This is a genomic window from Geminocystis sp. NIES-3708, from assembly GCF_001548095.1.
Lineage (GTDB): Bacteria > Cyanobacteriota > Cyanobacteriia > Cyanobacteriales > Cyanobacteriaceae > Geminocystis.
In genome coordinates, this window is sequence record NZ_AP014815.1 from 2,725,813 (window position 1) to 2,743,278 (window position 17,466).

A 17,466-nucleotide genomic window follows, 5' to 3' on the forward strand; every position below is an offset into this window, starting at 1 on the left:
AATGAGGAATGAGGAATGAGCAATTAAGAAAATTCTCTTCCTCTCCTCTTTTCTTATTCTCCTCAAACCTAGGTTCGATATAAAATATAGATGATGACTAACTTGGAAAATAGTTAGATCGAGCTTTTTATGAATGAGTAAAATTCTCTCAAAAAAGTACAAATATTGAGAATTTTTCTGTCTGTTCTATGTTTATGATTTTTCTTCTATTGAACGGAATTTTCTTAAGGATGAATTGAACCGTCGGGCATTGTTGTTCCCTTAAGATTAACTCCATTTAAGGCACTATTGCGTAAATTTGCACCTTTTAAGTCTGCTGATAATAAAAAAGCGTCAATCATACTCGCACGATGTAAACAGGCTTCCACTAAATTAGTTTTTTCCAATAAAGCGTAATTGAAAATACAGTTTTTTAAATTAGTATCTTTTAAATTCGCTTCTCGAAGATTTGCACCCCAAAAAATAATCCTATTTTTACTAGATAATTTGATATTTAATTCTGATAGTTTTACTTGATTAACATTGGTATTGCGTAAAACTGCTCCTGTAAAATTTGCTCCTCGAAGGTTGGCTTTTTCCAAATTCGCTCCTTGTAAAATAGTTTCACTTAAATCGGCATTACGAAGTTGAGTGTTTGATAAATTTGCACGATTCAAATTAGCTTCTGTTAAGTCACAACCTTCCATATTTGCCTCTGATAAATCGGCATGAGAAAAATCTGAACCTGTTAAATTAATTCCACTTAAATCTGCACCTTTTAAGTCTGCACGATTAAAATTAGCCCCTACAAAATTAGCTCCTGTTAAATTGCAATTTTGTAAGTTAGCGTAACTGAAATTAGTGTTGGCTAGGGAAGATTTATTTAGATTTCCATAACTTAAATTTGCACGAGTAAGATTTGCACCATTAAGATTTACCCAACTTAAATCAGCATAACTAAGATCGGCATTACTTAAGTTAACACCGATTAATTTCGCACTAATAATACGAGTATGAGTTAAATCTGCTCGACTAAAATTTGCACCACTAAAGTCACTACCGCTTAAATTTGCCCAATTCAAATCGGCTCTAGTAAAATCAATTTGAGTTAAATTAGCTTGAATTATATCTTCTCTGGATAAATCAACTTGACTAAAATCTTTTTGTCCTTGATCATATAATCTGAGCATTTCATCAGCGTTCATATAGTGAGAAATGAGAGTTAGCAGTGGATAAGATGAAAAATCCAAAAAGTATTGATTTAAGTTTCTAAAAAATTGCTCAATAATGAATCTAATTGATTTTTTTCTTCTAAGTTATATAAATCATCGCAACCGCCGATATGTTGATTATTAATAAATATTTGAGGAAGTGTTTTTCTACCATTCGCTCTTTTTGTCATTAATTTTCTGGCATCTTCATTACCATCTATTTTATGTTCTTCAAATTTACATCCTTTCAGCCATAATAATAGTTTGGCTTTAATGCAATAAGGACAAGTTTGCCATGTATAAATCTCAACTTTGGCGTTAATATTTGTCGTTTTTTGTCCTAATATTCTACTAATTAGATTTAACATTTTAACTTTTTTTCATAACTTTAATTTTATTAAAAACTTAATACTTTATTGATATAATATAATTAATCTTAGTCCCTATTTATCAATAGTTTTAGTTTAATTTTATCTATATATAAAGTAAACTTTTCTTGGGCAAAAAAATTGTTTATTTGTTCTCTTTGGTTAATTAAATAAATACTAACTAAAGTTAAGCATACTCCTTGCCATTGTAGATCAGAAAGTGTTTCTTTTAGTAACAAGTTACCAAAGGTAAGGGCAAAAATTGGAGTTAAAAAGGTTAAAGCACTTAAGCTGGTTAAATTTCCTTTAGAAGCTAAGAAAAAGAATAAACCATAGGCGATCGCACTGCCAAAAATTGTGGCATAAGCAATGGATAACCATGCACTAAAATCTAAATTAACCCATTGAGAAGTTTCAAACTGAAAACTGAGGAGAAATAAAACGAATCCGCCGATAACTAAATGCCAACCTGTAGCCACCACAGGATCAACATGACGAGAAATATATGGTATCATCACAGTACCGATCGCCATTGATAAAGAAGCAAGTAACATCAACCATTGTCCATTATCAAATAATCCTTGCCAACTAAATTCTAAATCGATAAAATTACCTTGCCACCAATTGATAATCAACTCATCAGGTAAGCCAATTAAACTAATACCGATAATACCGATAATTAAACCTAACCATCCCCAAAAGCCGATAATTTCTTTAAATAACCAACGAGATAAAATTGCCACCGCTAAAGGCTGAGAATCAATCATTACCGAACCTAAACCAGCTCCTGTGCGTAATAAACCTTCACCGAGAAATCCTTGAAACATCAACCCATCCACCAAAGAAAATAAGCCTATCCACAGCCATCCTAATGGGGTTATAGGCTTATATTTACCTAATATCATCGCCACTAATAAGACTAAAATTCCAGCGGGAAATATCCTGATTCCTGCCATAAACAAAGGTGTCGTCTGATGAATAACACCTTTCATAGCTACCATAGCTGTACCCCAAAGGAAGAAAGGTGTTATCAAGATAATCGGGGTTAAAAAAAATGAATTATGATTAAATTTGAATTGCATTAAAAAAGAATATGCTTAAAGTTCTTTTATTTGTTACATTTCTTCATCTTAATTGAACTTGAGTGAAAATGATAATTTTCTTAATCATGCTACGAGAATTAAATTTAACCAGAGCAGACTAAGACAAGTGGATAAGTGAAAAATTCCCAATATTTGTAGATTATTTTTACATTTTTAAAATAATTTTATTGATTCACACAAAATCAGGTTAAAAATGTTGAGCTTTTGAATAAAAGTAGCCAAAATCTTACTTTTTTTCATGTAGTATTTTTAACCCTTGATTTTAAAAGACTTTAGAGTTTTTTCATAACCTCTATTTGGCTCAGGATTTTTCGATAATTCCCCCTCCTAAAAGCATCTCACCATGATATAAAACGGCGGCTTGTCCTGGAGTAATACCAAATTGTGGCTCATCAAATACTAACTTAACTCGTTGAGTGTCTAAAGGAATGACATTTACCAATTTTGGGGTGCTACGGTATCTAATTTTAGCCTCTGCCTTGATGGGGTTTTCAGGCTCAGGGATAGAAACCCAATTCATACGACTAACAATACACTCAGCTTGACCACCTTCATCACGAGTTGCGACAATAACCTGATTCATAACAGGATCTAGTTTTACTACATATAAAGGCTCTGCATAAGCGATTCCTAAGCCTTTTCTTTGACCAATAGTGTAATGATGAATCCCTTCATGTTCTCCTAAAACAGTGCCTTGTAAATCGACAATTTGCCCTTGTTTTGGTTGAATATATTTATCTAAAAAGTGTTTCATCGAACCATGACTTTCAATTAAACATAAGTCTTGACTATCAGGTTTTTCTGCGGTGGTTAGTTTAAATTTATTCGCCATCGCTCTAGTTTCTGTCTTGGTTTGATACCCTAAAGGTAAAATTAAATGGGCTAATAATTCTTGGGTAAGATCATACAAAAAATAAGATTGATCTTTAGTATCATCAATGGCTTTTAATAATTGATAGCGATCGCCCTTGGCATCATATTCGATTCTGCCATAATGTCCTGTAGCGATTTTATCAATACCTAGAGTATTTCTTGCATATTCCAACATGGGCGGAAACTTGACTACACGATTACATTGAGAACAAGGTAAAGGAGTAATTCCAGCTTCATAACCAGAAACTAAATAATCAACAATGTAAGTCTGAAAAAGTTCTCGTGTATCTACTACATGATGAGGTATTCCTAATTGTTCACAAATAGAAGCGGCATCCACCATCCCTTCTGAGCAACATTGCCCTTTTCCTTTCATTAACCAAAGAGTTAAACCTTCTACCTCATAACCTTGAGATTGTAAACTAGCCGCCGCAACTGAACTGTCGACACCACCTGACAAACCTACCACAACTTTATTCATAACCAGAAAATATAATAACTAACAATCGTAATGAAAAAATTTTTTAGTAAGTACTCATGCAAAACTAATTGTATAGAGGCAACGGGTTGAAACCCATTGTTACCATAGCCTTGAGAAAAATAAAATGCCCAATTAATTTTACTTAGTAACTTAATAAATAACCATGAGCAATAACCCACTATTATTATTATCGTATTAAAAAAACAAAACCACCAACCCAAAAATATCTTTTACAGATAGTCAGTATTGGCGGCTTGTTTAAAGATTAAGTAATCAATCACTCAATTAATGATTTATTACAGTTACCCTACTCTTTATCATCTTCAGATTGTTGGTTAGAACCATTAGAACCGTTATAGTCTCTTCTTTTAAATTTGGAGTTAAAAGTAGTAGTTTTTTTTCTAAACTGACGAGCGTATGCTTTGTTACGTTCTGCTTTTTCTTTTTTAGGATTACTTTTAGCCATTATGTCCTCATAAATGAATAATTTTCTTCTAATGCTCAAAATATCTAGTGATTAGAAGAGATAAAAACCAGCTTTTTCACGGAATAATTGAAATCAAATTACCAAGCCATGAAATAGTTTTTGTAGAGAGTTAAGATTACTGAACTGTATTGTACTAAGCAAAAAGAGTAAATACAAAAGCCAAATTTTGGTCACTAAATCTTTATTCCCAAGATGATTATAACATTAATACTGTTTAAGATGGTAAAAAACGATCTAAGGCAGATTTTAAGGCTTCTATTTCTCCTTCAATACTACCTTCTTTGGCTGCACGAGTTATACATTCACTCAAATGTTCATCTAAAATTAGTCTAGCGACTCTATCTAAAGCACCACGAATGGCGGCTATTTGAATTAAGACTTCTGGACAATCTCTATCTTCATTAATCATCGTTTTAATTCCTCTAACATGACCTTCAATACGAGATAAACGATTAATTATTTTTCGCTGAGATTCTTCACTATGAATATGACCATGAGAATGTTTTTGGGAATGTGGATGATGATGATTAGAGAACGTTTTTGTCATGGTATTAGCTAGAGTATTTTTACTCACTATTTTAACGGAATATTAAAGATCTTATTAATTTCTCCCTTAAAAAACGAAGATGCCCTGTAATAGAGCATCTATAACTATATTTTGAAATTGAATAGAATATTATTTCCAGTTAGAAGCAACTATTTCAGCTAAATCAACAACTCGTTGAGAATAACCCCATTCGTTATCATACCAAGCTACAACTTTAACCATATCTCCAGCCATCACCATAGTTAAGTTCGCATCAACGATAGAAGATACATCACTACCACGATAATCAGAAGAGACTAAAGGTAATTCGTTATAACCTAAAATCCCTTTTAATTCGCCTTCAGATGCTTCTCTGATAACATCATTAACTTGTTCAGCGATGGTATTTTTTTCAACTTGTACAACTAAATCAACAATAGAAACATTAGGAGTAGGTACTCTTAATGCAATACCATTTAATTTTCCTTTTAATTCTGGTAAAACTAAAGCAACTGCTTGAGCCGCACCAGTGCTAGTAGGTACAATATTTACGGCGGCTGCACGGGCACGACGTAAATCACGGTGACTAGCATCTAATAAACGTTGATCTCCAGTGTAACTATGAGTAGTTGTCATTGTACCTTTGATGATACCAAAGTTTTCATGAAGTACTTTAGCAATAGGTGCTAAACAATTAGTGGTACAACTAGCATTACTAATAACATTATATTTATCGTGAGCATATTCTTTATGGTTAACACCAACAACATAAGTTCCGACGTTAGCACCTTTACCCGGAGCAGTAATTAAAACTTTTTTTGCACCAGCTTGAATGTGTTTAGATGCGCCTTCATCAGTAACAAATACCCCGGTTGCTTCGATGATTAAATCTACACCCCAATCTGCCCAAGGTAAGTTAAGCGGATTACGATCAGATACACATTTAATAGTTTTACCATTAACAATAATTGAATTTTCGTCGGCTCGAATATCAGCATCTAATTTACCTAACATGGAGTCATATCTGAGTAAATGTGCATTCGTTTTAGGATCGGAAGTGTCGTTAATTCCTACTAATTCTAAACCACTATTCTCACGGCCTAACCAACAACGCAAAAAGTTACGTCCAATACGCCCAAATCCATTAATAGCAACTCTAACCACTGTTTATTTCCTCTATATTTAAACTAAATAAAGTAAATTTTTCTAATGTGCCTAATCATATCGTAAAGATTGTACAATTTCATACCCATTTTTTGATTTTTTTTGCTATGGTTTTGTATCTATCAAGTACTACTGACGGTAATAAATAAATTTTTTAGTAAGAGTTTACAAAATCTATCAAAGTGATTGATATAAATTTTATAAGTTATCGTTTCCAGACATATAAAGTTTCGAGGTAAAAGTACCTACAGAGTCAAGTTATAATGAAATGTTGGCAAAAAAGTTATGGTTACAGATACTATCAATTAGCCAATTGCCAATCAAATTTTATAGTAAATTTTAAATTGTTATGACCCAAGATATTCGCATTCTTATGTGCGCCCCTGATCACTATGATGTTGACTATGTGATCAATCCTTGGATGGAAGGTAATATACATAAATCTAGTCGAGAACGTGCTGTAGAACAATGGCAGAAACTTTATCATATCATCAAAGAATATGCAATTGTCGATTTGGTTAAACCTGAAAAAGGTGTGCCTGATATGGTTTTTACTGCTAATGCTGGTTTAGTATTAGGGCAAAATGTAGTATTAAGTCGATTTTATCATCCTGAAAGACAAGGAGAAGAACCATTTTTTAAAGCATGGTTTGAAGAAAACGGCTTTAATGTCTATGAATTGCCTAAAGATTTACCTTTTGAAGGGGCAGGAGACGCTTTATTTGACAGAGAAGGGCGTTGGTTATGGGCTGGCTATGGTTTCCGCTCAGAGTTAGATTCTCACCCATATATCGCTAGATGGTTGGATACGGAAGTTTTATCTTTGCGTCTTATTGATAACCGTTTTTATCATTTAGACACCTGTTTTTGTCCTTTAGCAAATGGTTACTTACTTTATTATCCTGAAGCCTTTGATAGTTATTCTAATCGTCTGATTGAAATGCGTGTACCAGAGGAAAAAAGAATTGTAGTGGAAGAACCTGATGCTGTAAACTTTGCCTGTAACACCGTTAATATTAATAATGTTGTAATCATGAACAAAATTAGTCATGATTTAGAGCAACGCATTATAGATAAAGGTTTTAAAGTGGTGCAAACACCTTTAACAGAATTCTTAAAAGCTGGTGGTGCGGCAAAATGTCTTACATTAAGAGTCACTGAACCTATTTTAGAAGATGTTCATGCTAATGTCACTGTAACCAGTCGTATCATCAAAATGGAAGGACATCTACTAGATAGCGGTTTAATGAATCGTGCTTTAGACGTGGTTATCAAAGAAGGTGGTAGTTTTAAAGTTCTTAACTTTGATTTAGGAGTTGAAAGACAAAGTCCTTCCACCGCAGAAGTTCGTATTTCTGCACCTTCTGTTGATGTGATGGAAGACATTGTTAGTATTTTAATTGATTTAGGAGCTACTTCAATACCAGAAAAGGAGTCTGATGCCAACCTTCAAACCGTTGTTAAAGCTGGAGTTTCTCCCGATGATTTTTATATCACCAATATTTATCCCACGGAGGTTAGAATAAATGGCTACTGGGAAAAAGTTACTAATCAACGGATGGATGGTGCGATCGTCATTCAAGAAACAGAAGAGGGTATCACTGCGACTTGTAAACTTTTGCGTGATTTAGAAGTAGGAGAAAAAGTGGTTGTAGGTGTAGATGGTATTCGTACAATCAGATCTCCTCAATCGAGAGAACAAAGAAACCAACCTCAAGAATTTAGCTTTATGAGTGGTGGTGTTTCTAGTGAACGTCGAGTAGAATTATTAGTTGAACAAATTGCATGGGAAATCCGCCATATCCGTGATCAAGGAGGTAAAGTTGCTGTGGTAGCTGGACCTGTAGTTATTCATACTGGTGGTTCAGAGCATCTTTCTCGTTTAATTCGTGAAGGTTATGTTCAATGTTTATTAGGAGGAAATGCGATCGCCGTTCATGATATGGAACAATCGATCATGGGAACTTCTTTGGGGGTGGATATGCGTAAAGGTATTCCCGTAAGAGGTGGTCATCGTCATCACCTTAATGTCATTAATGCAGTTCGTCGTGTAGGAAGTATCACCGAAGCCGTCAATCAAGGCATTGTTACCAAAGGTATTATGTATGAATGTGTGAAAAATAATGTGCCTTTTAGTCTTGCTGGTTCAATTCGTGATGATGGTCCCCTACCTGACACTCAAATGGATTTAATTAAAGCACAAGAAGATTATTCTCGTCTTTTGAAAGGTACTGATATGATTATCATGCTTTCCACTATGCTCCATTCTATTGGTGTTGGAAACATGACACCTGCTGGGGTAAAAATGATCTGTGTGGACATAAATCCTGCGGTAGTAACAAAATTAAGCGATCGTGGTTCGGTAGAATCTGTCGGAATTGTTACTGATGTTGGCTTATTTTTAAGTTTGTTGGTACAACAGCTAGATAAATTAACCAATCGCTATGAGTTAGTTAATAATTAGAAATAAGGAATTAGAAATAGGGAATTAGAAATAAGAAATTAGGAATTAATTTACTTTTTCCTGTTTTCTAATCTCTTTATTTTCTATTCCTCAGAATCCTGATTATGATCTCCAGCCATTAAAGCCCTTTCAAAATCCATTCTTTGTTCGGCATTTCGGAGAAAATATCCACTCATCATCGCCGAAGCTAATAATTTACCTAAATTTTCTCTATTGGTACTAACCATCACGCCAAAATGTTCTGAAGGTAAAGTACCTAACATTCCCATAATGTTCCGTTCCATAACCTGAAACACCTCTTGAGATTGAGGTTTAGATAGTTGATTAATAGTTTCTGGGGTGAGAGATTGAAGATAATCTAGAAAAATATTGTTTTCTTCTGGTTGATTAAAATATTTAGGGCGACGATTTTCTTTATAATTCACTGTTTTTCTCCTCCAAAAATTTTTTGTGTAAGAATATTAATTTAATTATTTATAATTTATCAATTTTATTAATGTTTGTGATTAAGTAAAACCGAACTTTGAGAATAGCATTATTTCTCCTTCATCTAAAAAGAGACGATAAACTACACTTAAATTTCTTTTTTCATTCTTTCTAAGGTTAAGTGCATTTGTTGAAACATTTGTTCGGGAGTTGTGCCAAATTGATTTAACTGAGTTTTAAGTTGTTCTATGGTCATTTTTGCCATAAAATCCTCTGATAATTCAAATCTTTTCATGAAAATACGATACCGATCCATCATATCTTCCATTTTTTCAATAAAGATTTTTTTCCCTTCTCGATCAAATTTTCCAAATTCACTGCCTAGTTGAGTCAATGATTGGTAATCCTCAAATAGTTGTTTGGCTTCTTGCTGTACTACTTCTGAATCAAAAAATCCCATTTTAACTCCGTTTTTAGACCTTATCTTTATTATATAAAATAAATTTTTTAAATTTTATATAGCACTAATTATAAAATTATGTTTATTATCTTTAAAATGCGGATTTCCGTAACCTTAAATAATCATGTTATCTAAATCTTTTACGTTTTTAAATCAACCAAAAAAAAGAATATTAAGCGTTATTCTGGCACTTATTGGCACAGTAACGCCATGTGTTGGATTACATAAATTTTACTTATCACAACCTCTATGGGGCGTTGTTTATCTTCTTTTGAGTTGGCAAAGTCCTATAGCTCGTATTGCTTGTGCTATAGATGCAGTATTATATTTAACTCAAGATCAAAATTTTTTTAATTTTCGTTTTAATCCTAGCTCAACACTAGAAACGGAAAATATACTCAAAAATCCCCAGCACTTAACAGAAATTGCGACAGCATTAAGGGAATTAGAAAAATTACGTCAAGAGGGTTTAATTTCGGAGTATGAATTTGAACAAAAACGCCGTCAACTATTAGCTTAATTAGAGTTGTTTAATTTTGGGAATAATTTTGACACTATAAACATAATCAAAAAAAATCAGCTTAATAATTAATAGTTTTAATAACTGACATTCCTAAAGTAATTAAACAACCTAATAATAAACTCATACTACTGAAAGAACTAATGCCAAAACCTAAAGCCCTTTTTTTTGCTTCTTGGTAATAACCCCAAGCATATAAAACCCTTCCTAAAATCCAAATCCCCCCTAAAATTGCTCCCCATAATTCACTTACATAATAAGAAAAAATCCACATTAAAGGTAGGAAAAATATTAGTTGTTCTAGCATATTTTCTTGTACTCTTAATGCTCTTTCAAAATTAGGTTCTCCCGACATTGCTGGAGGCATTACATTATATTTTACTCTAGCTCTGCCAACATTAATAATTGTAACAAAATAAACTAAAAGAGCTGAAACTGTGATGATACTTGCACCTAATAACATAAAAAATTATTCCGTTTTATTAATCTTAAAAATTTAATTATTGCCAGTTATTTTCTGCTTGTTGAAAAACATATTGTGCTACTTGATTAATTTCATTTTCTGTGAGACGATCTTTAAATGCTGACATATTATTTTTACCATTCGCAATTATATTTGTGATCGCATCTACAGAATCATAACCATTCTTTTGCAAAGTTTTTAACCGCAAATTTTTACCTCTTCTAATAATATTACTACCATTGGGATGACATCCAGCACAATTCATTAAAAAAATTGTTTTCCCTATGGAATTATTATTAAGATTTTCTGCTTTTATAGGGGATATTAAATATAAATTGAATAGAAAAAAAACAGTGATATTTAACAATAAAAATAAAAATTTGCTCATATATTTGTTGAAGAATTGTATCTTAAAATAAGAAAGATATCCTTCTTTACAAAGAAATGAAGGATATATCAAAAATATAGTTAATTAAGAAATAACAAATTATTTTCGTAAATGAGATGGTAATTCAATATGAGGTAATAAAAGACGCAATTCATCAAAAGCAATAAGACCAAAATTCATGATAGTAGGTAAAGGTAAACTACAATCAATCATAGTTGTTCTCATGCCATATTTGCATTTTCCACCATCAATAATTACTGAAACTTGATTGCCAAAAAATTCTTGGGTTGTTTTTGATGTTTTAGCCTGATATTCTCCCCCCAAACTCGCCGTGCCACAAACGATAGGAAAAGAAGACACATCTATTAAATTATAGATAAAATCATCAGGACAAGACAGAAATATTGTTTTATGTCCCCCTGTAACTTCGTCAGAAAGATTACCTTTATGGGGAATAATTAAACTAATAGGATAAGGAAACTGATTAATTAAAATTTCTGAGTCTTGACTAATAATAGCAAACTCTTCTACCTTTCGGCGATGAGATAATAAAGTTAAAGGTTTTCGAGGATTCCATTTTTTTAATTCATGAATTTTAGTCACCGCTAAATCATTAAATCCATGGGCTAGAAAAATATAAAACATATCAGTGTGCAAAGCAACAATTTCTCCCAATTCTAAACTTTGAAGAATTTTGGGAATTACTTCTAGGGATTTTTGATAAACTTTTGTCATGATTAATACAATTAATGATTAGATTTTATAATATCATTTGCATTAACCGCATCATTTAATAATTGCATTTTTATGATGACTTTATTGAATAATTAATCCTCGTTATTAGATTAAAATTTTAGCAAACACTTAATTTTTCCCCTAATTGTAAATGAGTGCCATTAATAAAATTCCATGCAGATTGTTGTTTTTTTCCTGCTAATTGTACTTCTAATATTAATAATAAATCTGAACCTGTTTGTACAATAAAACCAAAATTTTTAATGGTTTTTACTATTTCTCCTATTTCACCTGAGACAGTATTTATATCTTTTAATAAAGCAGGTAGTTTCATTAAATTTGGTGGTAAATTTAAAGAATTTATTTCTATTAACGGTAAACTTTGAGTAATTTTTAAAATTTGATCTCTAAATATAGTTATACAATGAGGATAAAATGCCCTAATTTGATTGTGAATTTGTAAAGCAGATTTATTCCAATTAATATGATAGTCAGCTTTATCAATTAAACGTGCATAAGTTGCTGATGATTCATCTTGAAGGATAGGCTTTATATCATTTTTCTCTAGTTTTATTAAAGTTTCTAATAATAAATCTGCCCCTTGAGAGGCTAAATTTAGAGACAAATCCTCAACATTTGAAAATAAATCGATGGGAGTATGTGCTTTAAGTAACATACCTCCTGTATCCATACCTTCATCCATTAACATCGTAGTTACACCAGTTTCAGTTTTTCCGTCATAAATACTCCATTGAATGGGAGCAGCACCTCGATATTCTGGTAAAATTGAGCCATGAACGTTAATACAACCTAATTTAGGCATATTCAAGATTTTCTTAGATAAAATTTGTCCATAGGCAACGACTACAAATACATCAGCAGGACTTTTGTGCAATGATTCTAATGTTTCTTTATCTTTTTTGATTCTTGTGGGTTGCCATACAGGTAAGTGATGTTTTAATGCTAATTCTTTCACGGGAGAAGGAATCATTTTATTTCCTCTACCTCGTTTTTTGTCTGGTTGTGTGACAACAGCTATCACTTCATGGGGAGATTCATGGAGTAGTTTTTCTAAAGTAGTAACAGCAAATTCGGGTGTACCAAAAAAAACAATACGCATTTTAGGTAATTAACAATTAACAGTGAATAATGAACAATTAAGACAAAAAAATTATCTGTATATCTAAGAATAATGGACAATTAACAAAAAACCATGAATAATTGATAATTGATAATCTCTTATTCCTTCTTTTTGTATGGTTTCTGTTTCTGTTTTAATTGAAAAAGCGATCGCAAAACAAGTAGTTAGTTTTCCTACCGACACATTACCAGCTCTAGCGGTAAAACCAAATCACAGTGAGTTAATTTTTGAGTTAAAGCAACGTAGTTATGAAAAACCATTAATTTTAATGACAAGTAGTGTAGAAGAAATATGGCAATATGTTAAAGGTACATCAAAAGAATTAAAAATTTGGCAAAATGTAGCTAATAAATATTTACCCGGTGGATTAACAATGGTTTTACCCGCTTCTTCTTTAATTCCAGCAACGATGAATCCTCTCAATCCTAATAGTATAGGGGTTCGTGTTCCTAATTTTCCGATCGCCCAAGAAATTCTTAAACAAACAGGTGCATTAGCTACCACTAGTGCTAATTTATCAGGAGAAGAAGCCTTAACCAATATGTCAGAAATTGCCCAAAAATTTCCCTCTGTTTATGTTTTGGATGATAATAACATTCAGAATCAAAATTCTGGTCTTGCCTCTACTGTTATAAAATGGACAGGAGAAAATTGGCAAACTTTACGACAAGGAAAAATAAGAATTGATAATTGATACTTCCTATTCTCTACTTCAGAAATTTAATTAATTGTGAAAGAAAATCAACCAGAGTTATCATTATTAATACCTTGTTATAATGAGGCAAAGAATTTAGATAAACTTTTTTCTAGTTTACAATCAGTTTTAAATTCTCTCAATTCAGATTATGAAATCGTTTGCATTAATGATGGTAGTAAAGACGATACTCTTCAACTTCTCATCGACTATCATTATCGAGATAATCGCATAAAAGTTATTAACTTATCTCGTAACTTTGGTAAAGAAATCGCAATGAGTGCAGGACTAGATTATACCACAGGAAAAGCTGTTATTCCCATTGATGCTGACTTACAAGATCCCCCAGAATTAATTATTGAGTTGAGGAAGAAATGGCAAGAAGGTTATGACATGGTTTATGCCGTCAGAAAATCTCGTCAAGGGGAGTCATGGTTAAAACAAAAAACGGCTGATTGTTTTTATAGTTTTATCGGCAAAATTAGTATAATTCCTATTCCTGCCAACACAGGAGATTATCGTTTATTGGATGAAAAAGTAGTCAAGGCATTAAGACAATTACCAGAAAAAAATCGCTTTATGAAAGGTTTATTTTCATGGGTAGGTTATCGACAAACGGCTATCTATTTTGAAAGGTTGCCAAGACATGGAGGAAAAAGTAGTTTTAATTATTGGAAGTTGTGGAATTTTGCTTTAGATGGTATAACTTCTTTTAGTTCAATTCCTCTTAAAGTGTGGAGTTATTTTGGGTTATTTATTTCTTTAATTTCTTTATTTTATGGTTTATTTTTAGTACTTAAAACTATTATTTTTGGTATTGATTTGCCAGGATATGCTTCTACTATTATTGCTATTTTATTTTTAGGTGGTATTCAATTAATTACTTTAGGAATTATTGGTGAATATATTGCTAGAATTTATGAAGAAGTTAAAGGAAGACCATTATATCTTATTCGAGAAACCTATGGTTTTAAAGATAAATAATAAACTAGGTCGCATCTAAGTTTACAGGTAAAGACAGGTAATAAGCAATGAATAAGAGTTTTTAAATTTTTTACTAATTTTAAAAAATGTAAGATTTTAGCTATTTTTATAGAAAAACTTAACACTTTTAATATAATTTTGTAAATAAAATATATTTGTATTTTAAATTATCATATAAAAGTTAATGTCCTTGTTTATAAGTATTTCTCTTATCTTTTAACTAATAGTCTCACCAAAAAACTTTCTCATCACACTTTATTGAGACGAAGATATTTTACTTCTAAATTGAGTGCATCATAACGAACTCCTGCACGATGAGCAACAATTACCCCTAATGCTTCTAAATATGATTTTACTGTGATGACTTTAATTCCTAATAATTCTGGGTTTATATTTAATAAAGTTTGGTTATCTTCCACAGCGATTATTTGAGTATTTAAACTACTAAAACTCAGCATTGCACTACCACCACAAGCATTCGCTGGTATGACAAGGGTATCAATATCTTTTGCCCAAAGACTATGATAATTTTTGTTAAGAGTAAATTGAGGTGCTTTGCTTAAACCCACTAATACACATGGTAAAAATGTATGTCCTAATTCCTCAGCGGCTGAGCGAGGTGATATATTTATATCTAAAGGTAAAGGAGATAAAGCTGGAGCATGAGCACAAGGTATCTGAAATTCTCTGACTATAAGATGGGATATTACGGCTTCAGCACCCGCTAAGGCATCTACACCGCTACCATGACGATAATCCTGTAAGGCTTGAGAGTCAGTATCGTCAGGAAATCTAGCCACTACAGCTAAAGCATTCATTCCATCGTCAATTAATTTTTGTGCCGCCCGTAATAAACTATCAGGATTGCCTATTGTACCCCAACTAGCTCCACTTTCAGCTATTCTTAATTCTACATGTAAAGGAGCATCCGTAATAATATAATTATTAACATTAATACCTAAAGTTGTTCTAACTCCATCGGTAGCTTGTAAGTGTCTATATCTTAATTCTGTTTCTATGGCTTTATCTAAAATTAAACCAATTTTATTTTGAGTGACTGATTCTAATCCCCATTCTCCTGCTGCAAATTTGTCTAATCCATAACCTTCAACATAGTCTATATTTTGACATTGCCAATATAAACTTGCACCATTCATAACATTAGGATGAGTTACAAGGCGATCGCAAATTTGAGCCATTGCCTTTGCGACAGGTAAAGCATCTCCTGCATAACCACCAATGGATGCACCAATACCCGTAGGAATAATTAAAACACCACAATAGGGTTTTTGTTTCATGGCAGAAAATTAATAATGAATTAATTAGTTAGGGTGTGATGAAGGTATAGTCATTTTAAATAAGAATGAAACAGTTTAATAATATTAAAAATTCTCAAAAACCTTGATTTGTGAGCATTGTTCATCCTGAATATTTTTTCTAACTGTCTCAGTGTTATTTTAATTAACTATAAGAAATAGGAGTTAGGAGACAGGAGATAGTAGGGATAATTAACTATCATTTATTTTGTCACAATTGCCTCTACTTTTAACTTTTGTTTATTATCATCAATATTTGTAATCGCCCAACGCAAAGGTTTACCTTCTTGATTCAATTTTTCCTCAATGTCTTTTTTCAATTTAAGAGGGTTTTCTTGTAAGTCAATTTCCGCAGTAATGAAGTGAGTTGTCATAATTTTTGATTGATAAATTTTGAATTTATTATATATTATCGTAAAAACAGTAATGGTAAAAGAATTAATATTTATTTTTCTGTTTCTTCTTCAAACTATATTTTTTATTAAAGTTTATTTTATTTATCTATTATTAATTCTCGGTAAACGGTGTTTAAAACTGCATAATATTTCCCATGAAATTGTACCAATGGTATTAGCCCAATCATCGGCAGTAATTTCTAAATTACCATCTTTTCCTAATAAAGTAACCACTTCTCCTACTTCTAAATCAGGAAAATCAGTGACATTTAACATCATTTGATCCATTGTAATATTACCAATTTGAGCGAACAATTTTCCTTTAATTATTACCTTCATTTTATTAGATAATAAACGAGGAATTCCATCTGCATAGCCAATTCCCACTACCGCCATTTTAATAGGAAAATCAGATTTAAAAGTATGACTATAACTAACCCCAGTATTTGGTGGTAAAGTCTTAATTTGAGTAATACGAGCTTTAACTTCTAAGACTGGTTGTAGTTTTACTTTATCTTTTAAATGAGGTGCGGGAAAAATACCATATAAAGCTAAACCAACTCTCACCATATCATAGTGTAAATTTTGATTAGCTAAAGTACCAGCAGAATTAGCTAAATGTAGTGAAGGGATAGGAATATTTAGGGCTTCTAAAGCGGAAATAGCTTCTTGAAAACGAGAATTTTGTAGCTCCATAAATGACGTGTTAATATCATCTGCCGTAGCTAAGTGAGAATAAATACTTGAGAGATGTAATTGAGGAAATTGTTGAATATAATGAACAAAATCTACTGTATTATGCCAATGAGTGCCAAGTCTTGACATTCCCGTATCTAATTTGAGATGTACAGATAAAGTAGTATTAAGATGTTCTAATGTTTCAGCAAAAATCAAAGCCTGAGAAGGAGTACATAAAGTAGGCTCTAAGTTATATTTAACAATATCTTTAACTTCATCTACTGTGTTAATCGCCCCTAAAATGAGGATTGGTGCAATAATACCCCCTTGTCTTAATTCAATACCTTCGGATAACGTAGCAATAGCTAAAGCATCAACTCCTGATTTTAAGAGAGTTTGAGCTACTTTTATTGCACCATGCCCGTAAGCATCAGCTTTAATAACAGCCATTAATAGAGTTCGATCAAGTAATATTTTTTTAACTTCTTGTACATTATGAGTTAAGGCTTGATGATTAATGTTAATCCATGCCCTTTGTTTTTTATGTTCAGAAGAAGAATGATTCATGTGATAATCATTATTTCAGATAGTAAGATTGATATATTAATTT

General features: G+C 32.0%; 20 protein-coding genes. 4 read left to right on the forward strand and 16 right to left on the reverse strand.

Annotated features, from left to right (window positions below; translation table 11 throughout):
- Positions 1-224: 224 nt before the first annotated feature.
- From GM3708_RS11950 to GM3708_RS11975, 7 genes are all read right to left on the reverse strand, one after another.
- Positions 225-1,184, reverse strand: coding sequence for a pentapeptide repeat-containing protein (locus tag GM3708_RS11950; RefSeq protein WP_071827617.1), 960 nt, complete (start codon positions 1,182-1,184; stop codon positions 225-227).
- 56 nt (positions 1,185-1,240) lie between these two features.
- On the reverse strand, positions 1,241-1,558 hold the full coding sequence (grxC, locus tag GM3708_RS11955) for a glutaredoxin 3 (protein ID WP_066347216.1): 318 nt from the start codon (positions 1,556-1,558) through the stop codon (positions 1,241-1,243).
- A 68-nt stretch (positions 1,559-1,626) separates the two neighbouring features.
- The gene (locus GM3708_RS11960; RefSeq protein WP_066347218.1) at positions 1,627-2,640 is read right to left on the reverse strand and encodes a DMT family transporter; all 1,014 of its coding nucleotides are present in this window, start codon (positions 2,638-2,640) and stop codon (positions 1,627-1,629) included.
- A 322-nt stretch (positions 2,641-2,962) separates the two neighbouring features.
- Positions 2,963-4,015 carry a tRNA 2-thiouridine(34) synthase MnmA gene (mnmA, locus tag GM3708_RS11965; protein ID WP_066347220.1) on the reverse strand — a complete coding sequence of 351 codons (1,053 nt, stop codon included), beginning with the start codon at positions 4,013-4,015 and terminating at the stop codon, positions 2,963-2,965.
- Positions 4,016-4,322: 307 nt separating this feature from the next.
- Complete coding sequence (locus tag GM3708_RS18875; RefSeq protein WP_173645015.1) at positions 4,323-4,481, reverse strand: hypothetical protein; 159 nt, start codon at positions 4,479-4,481, stop codon at positions 4,323-4,325.
- A 235-nt stretch (positions 4,482-4,716) separates the two neighbouring features.
- Complete coding sequence (locus tag GM3708_RS11970; RefSeq protein ID WP_066347222.1) at positions 4,717-5,049, reverse strand: metal-sensitive transcriptional regulator; 333 nt, start codon at positions 5,047-5,049, stop codon at positions 4,717-4,719.
- Positions 5,050-5,178: 129 nt separating this feature from the next.
- A complete protein-coding gene (locus tag GM3708_RS11975) occupies positions 5,179-6,192 on the reverse strand; it encodes a type I glyceraldehyde-3-phosphate dehydrogenase (RefSeq protein ID WP_066347223.1) in 1,014 nt (337 codons plus the stop codon).
- A gap of 349 nt (positions 6,193-6,541) precedes the next feature.
- Here GM3708_RS11975 and GM3708_RS11980 point away from each other — a divergent pair, with 349 nt between their 5' ends.
- On the forward strand, positions 6,542-8,656 hold the full coding sequence (locus GM3708_RS11980; RefSeq protein WP_066347225.1) for a TIGR00300 family protein: 2,115 nt from the start codon (positions 6,542-6,544) through the stop codon (positions 8,654-8,656).
- Between the two features lie 83 nt (positions 8,657-8,739).
- Here GM3708_RS11980 and GM3708_RS11985 read toward each other — a convergent pair whose 3' ends face one another.
- Both GM3708_RS11985 and GM3708_RS11990 read right to left on the reverse strand, forming a co-directional pair.
- Positions 8,740-9,081, reverse strand: coding sequence for a DUF760 domain-containing protein (locus GM3708_RS11985; protein WP_066347226.1), 342 nt, complete (start codon positions 9,079-9,081; stop codon positions 8,740-8,742).
- 149 nt (positions 9,082-9,230) lie between these two features.
- Positions 9,231-9,542, reverse strand: coding sequence for a DUF1825 family protein (locus tag GM3708_RS11990; protein ID WP_066347229.1), 312 nt, complete (start codon positions 9,540-9,542; stop codon positions 9,231-9,233).
- A 124-nt stretch (positions 9,543-9,666) separates the two neighbouring features.
- Between GM3708_RS11990 and GM3708_RS11995 the strand changes: the two genes are divergently transcribed.
- A complete protein-coding gene (locus GM3708_RS11995; RefSeq protein WP_396229633.1) occupies positions 9,667-10,062 on the forward strand; it encodes an SHOCT domain-containing protein in 396 nt (131 codons plus the stop codon).
- 61 nt (positions 10,063-10,123) lie between these two features.
- Here GM3708_RS11995 and GM3708_RS12000 read toward each other — a convergent pair whose 3' ends face one another.
- The 4 genes from GM3708_RS12000 to fmt all read right to left on the reverse strand — a co-directional run bounded on the left by GM3708_RS12000 (position 10,124) and on the right by fmt (position 12,768).
- Entirely contained in the window at positions 10,124-10,525 is a 402-nt protein-coding gene (locus GM3708_RS12000; RefSeq protein ID WP_066347236.1) for an MAPEG family protein, read from the reverse strand.
- Between the two features lie 37 nt (positions 10,526-10,562).
- A complete protein-coding gene (locus tag GM3708_RS12005) occupies positions 10,563-10,913 on the reverse strand; it encodes a c-type cytochrome (protein ID WP_066347239.1) in 351 nt (116 codons plus the stop codon).
- Positions 10,914-11,012: 99 nt separating this feature from the next.
- Complete coding sequence (locus GM3708_RS12010; protein WP_066347241.1) at positions 11,013-11,648, reverse strand: L-threonylcarbamoyladenylate synthase; 636 nt, start codon at positions 11,646-11,648, stop codon at positions 11,013-11,015.
- A gap of 118 nt (positions 11,649-11,766) precedes the next feature.
- Entirely contained in the window at positions 11,767-12,768 is a 1,002-nt protein-coding gene (fmt, locus tag GM3708_RS12015; protein WP_066347249.1) for a methionyl-tRNA formyltransferase, read from the reverse strand.
- Between the two features lie 136 nt (positions 12,769-12,904).
- Here fmt and GM3708_RS12020 point away from each other — a divergent pair, with 136 nt between their 5' ends.
- Both GM3708_RS12020 and GM3708_RS12025 read left to right on the forward strand, forming a co-directional pair.
- Complete coding sequence (locus GM3708_RS12020) at positions 12,905-13,483, forward strand: L-threonylcarbamoyladenylate synthase (protein ID WP_066347251.1); 579 nt, start codon at positions 12,905-12,907, stop codon at positions 13,481-13,483.
- A gap of 33 nt (positions 13,484-13,516) precedes the next feature.
- Positions 13,517-14,467 carry a glycosyltransferase family 2 protein gene (locus GM3708_RS12025; protein WP_066347253.1) on the forward strand — a complete coding sequence of 317 codons (951 nt, stop codon included), beginning with the start codon at positions 13,517-13,519 and terminating at the stop codon, positions 14,465-14,467.
- 248 nt (positions 14,468-14,715) lie between these two features.
- Here GM3708_RS12025 and GM3708_RS12030 read toward each other — a convergent pair whose 3' ends face one another.
- From GM3708_RS12030 to alr, 3 genes are all read right to left on the reverse strand, one after another.
- Positions 14,716-15,765, reverse strand: coding sequence for a DUF3326 domain-containing protein (locus GM3708_RS12030; protein WP_066347254.1), 1,050 nt, complete (start codon positions 15,763-15,765; stop codon positions 14,716-14,718).
- A 221-nt stretch (positions 15,766-15,986) separates the two neighbouring features.
- Positions 15,987-16,157: a hypothetical protein gene (locus tag GM3708_RS18880; protein ID WP_173645016.1), complete on the reverse strand. Its 171-nt coding sequence runs from the start codon at positions 16,155-16,157 to the stop codon at positions 15,987-15,989.
- Between the two features lie 123 nt (positions 16,158-16,280).
- The gene (gene alr / locus GM3708_RS12035) at positions 16,281-17,423 is read right to left on the reverse strand and encodes an alanine racemase (protein WP_066347257.1); all 1,143 of its coding nucleotides are present in this window, start codon (positions 17,421-17,423) and stop codon (positions 16,281-16,283) included.
- Between the last annotated feature and the right edge of the window lie 43 nt (positions 17,424-17,466).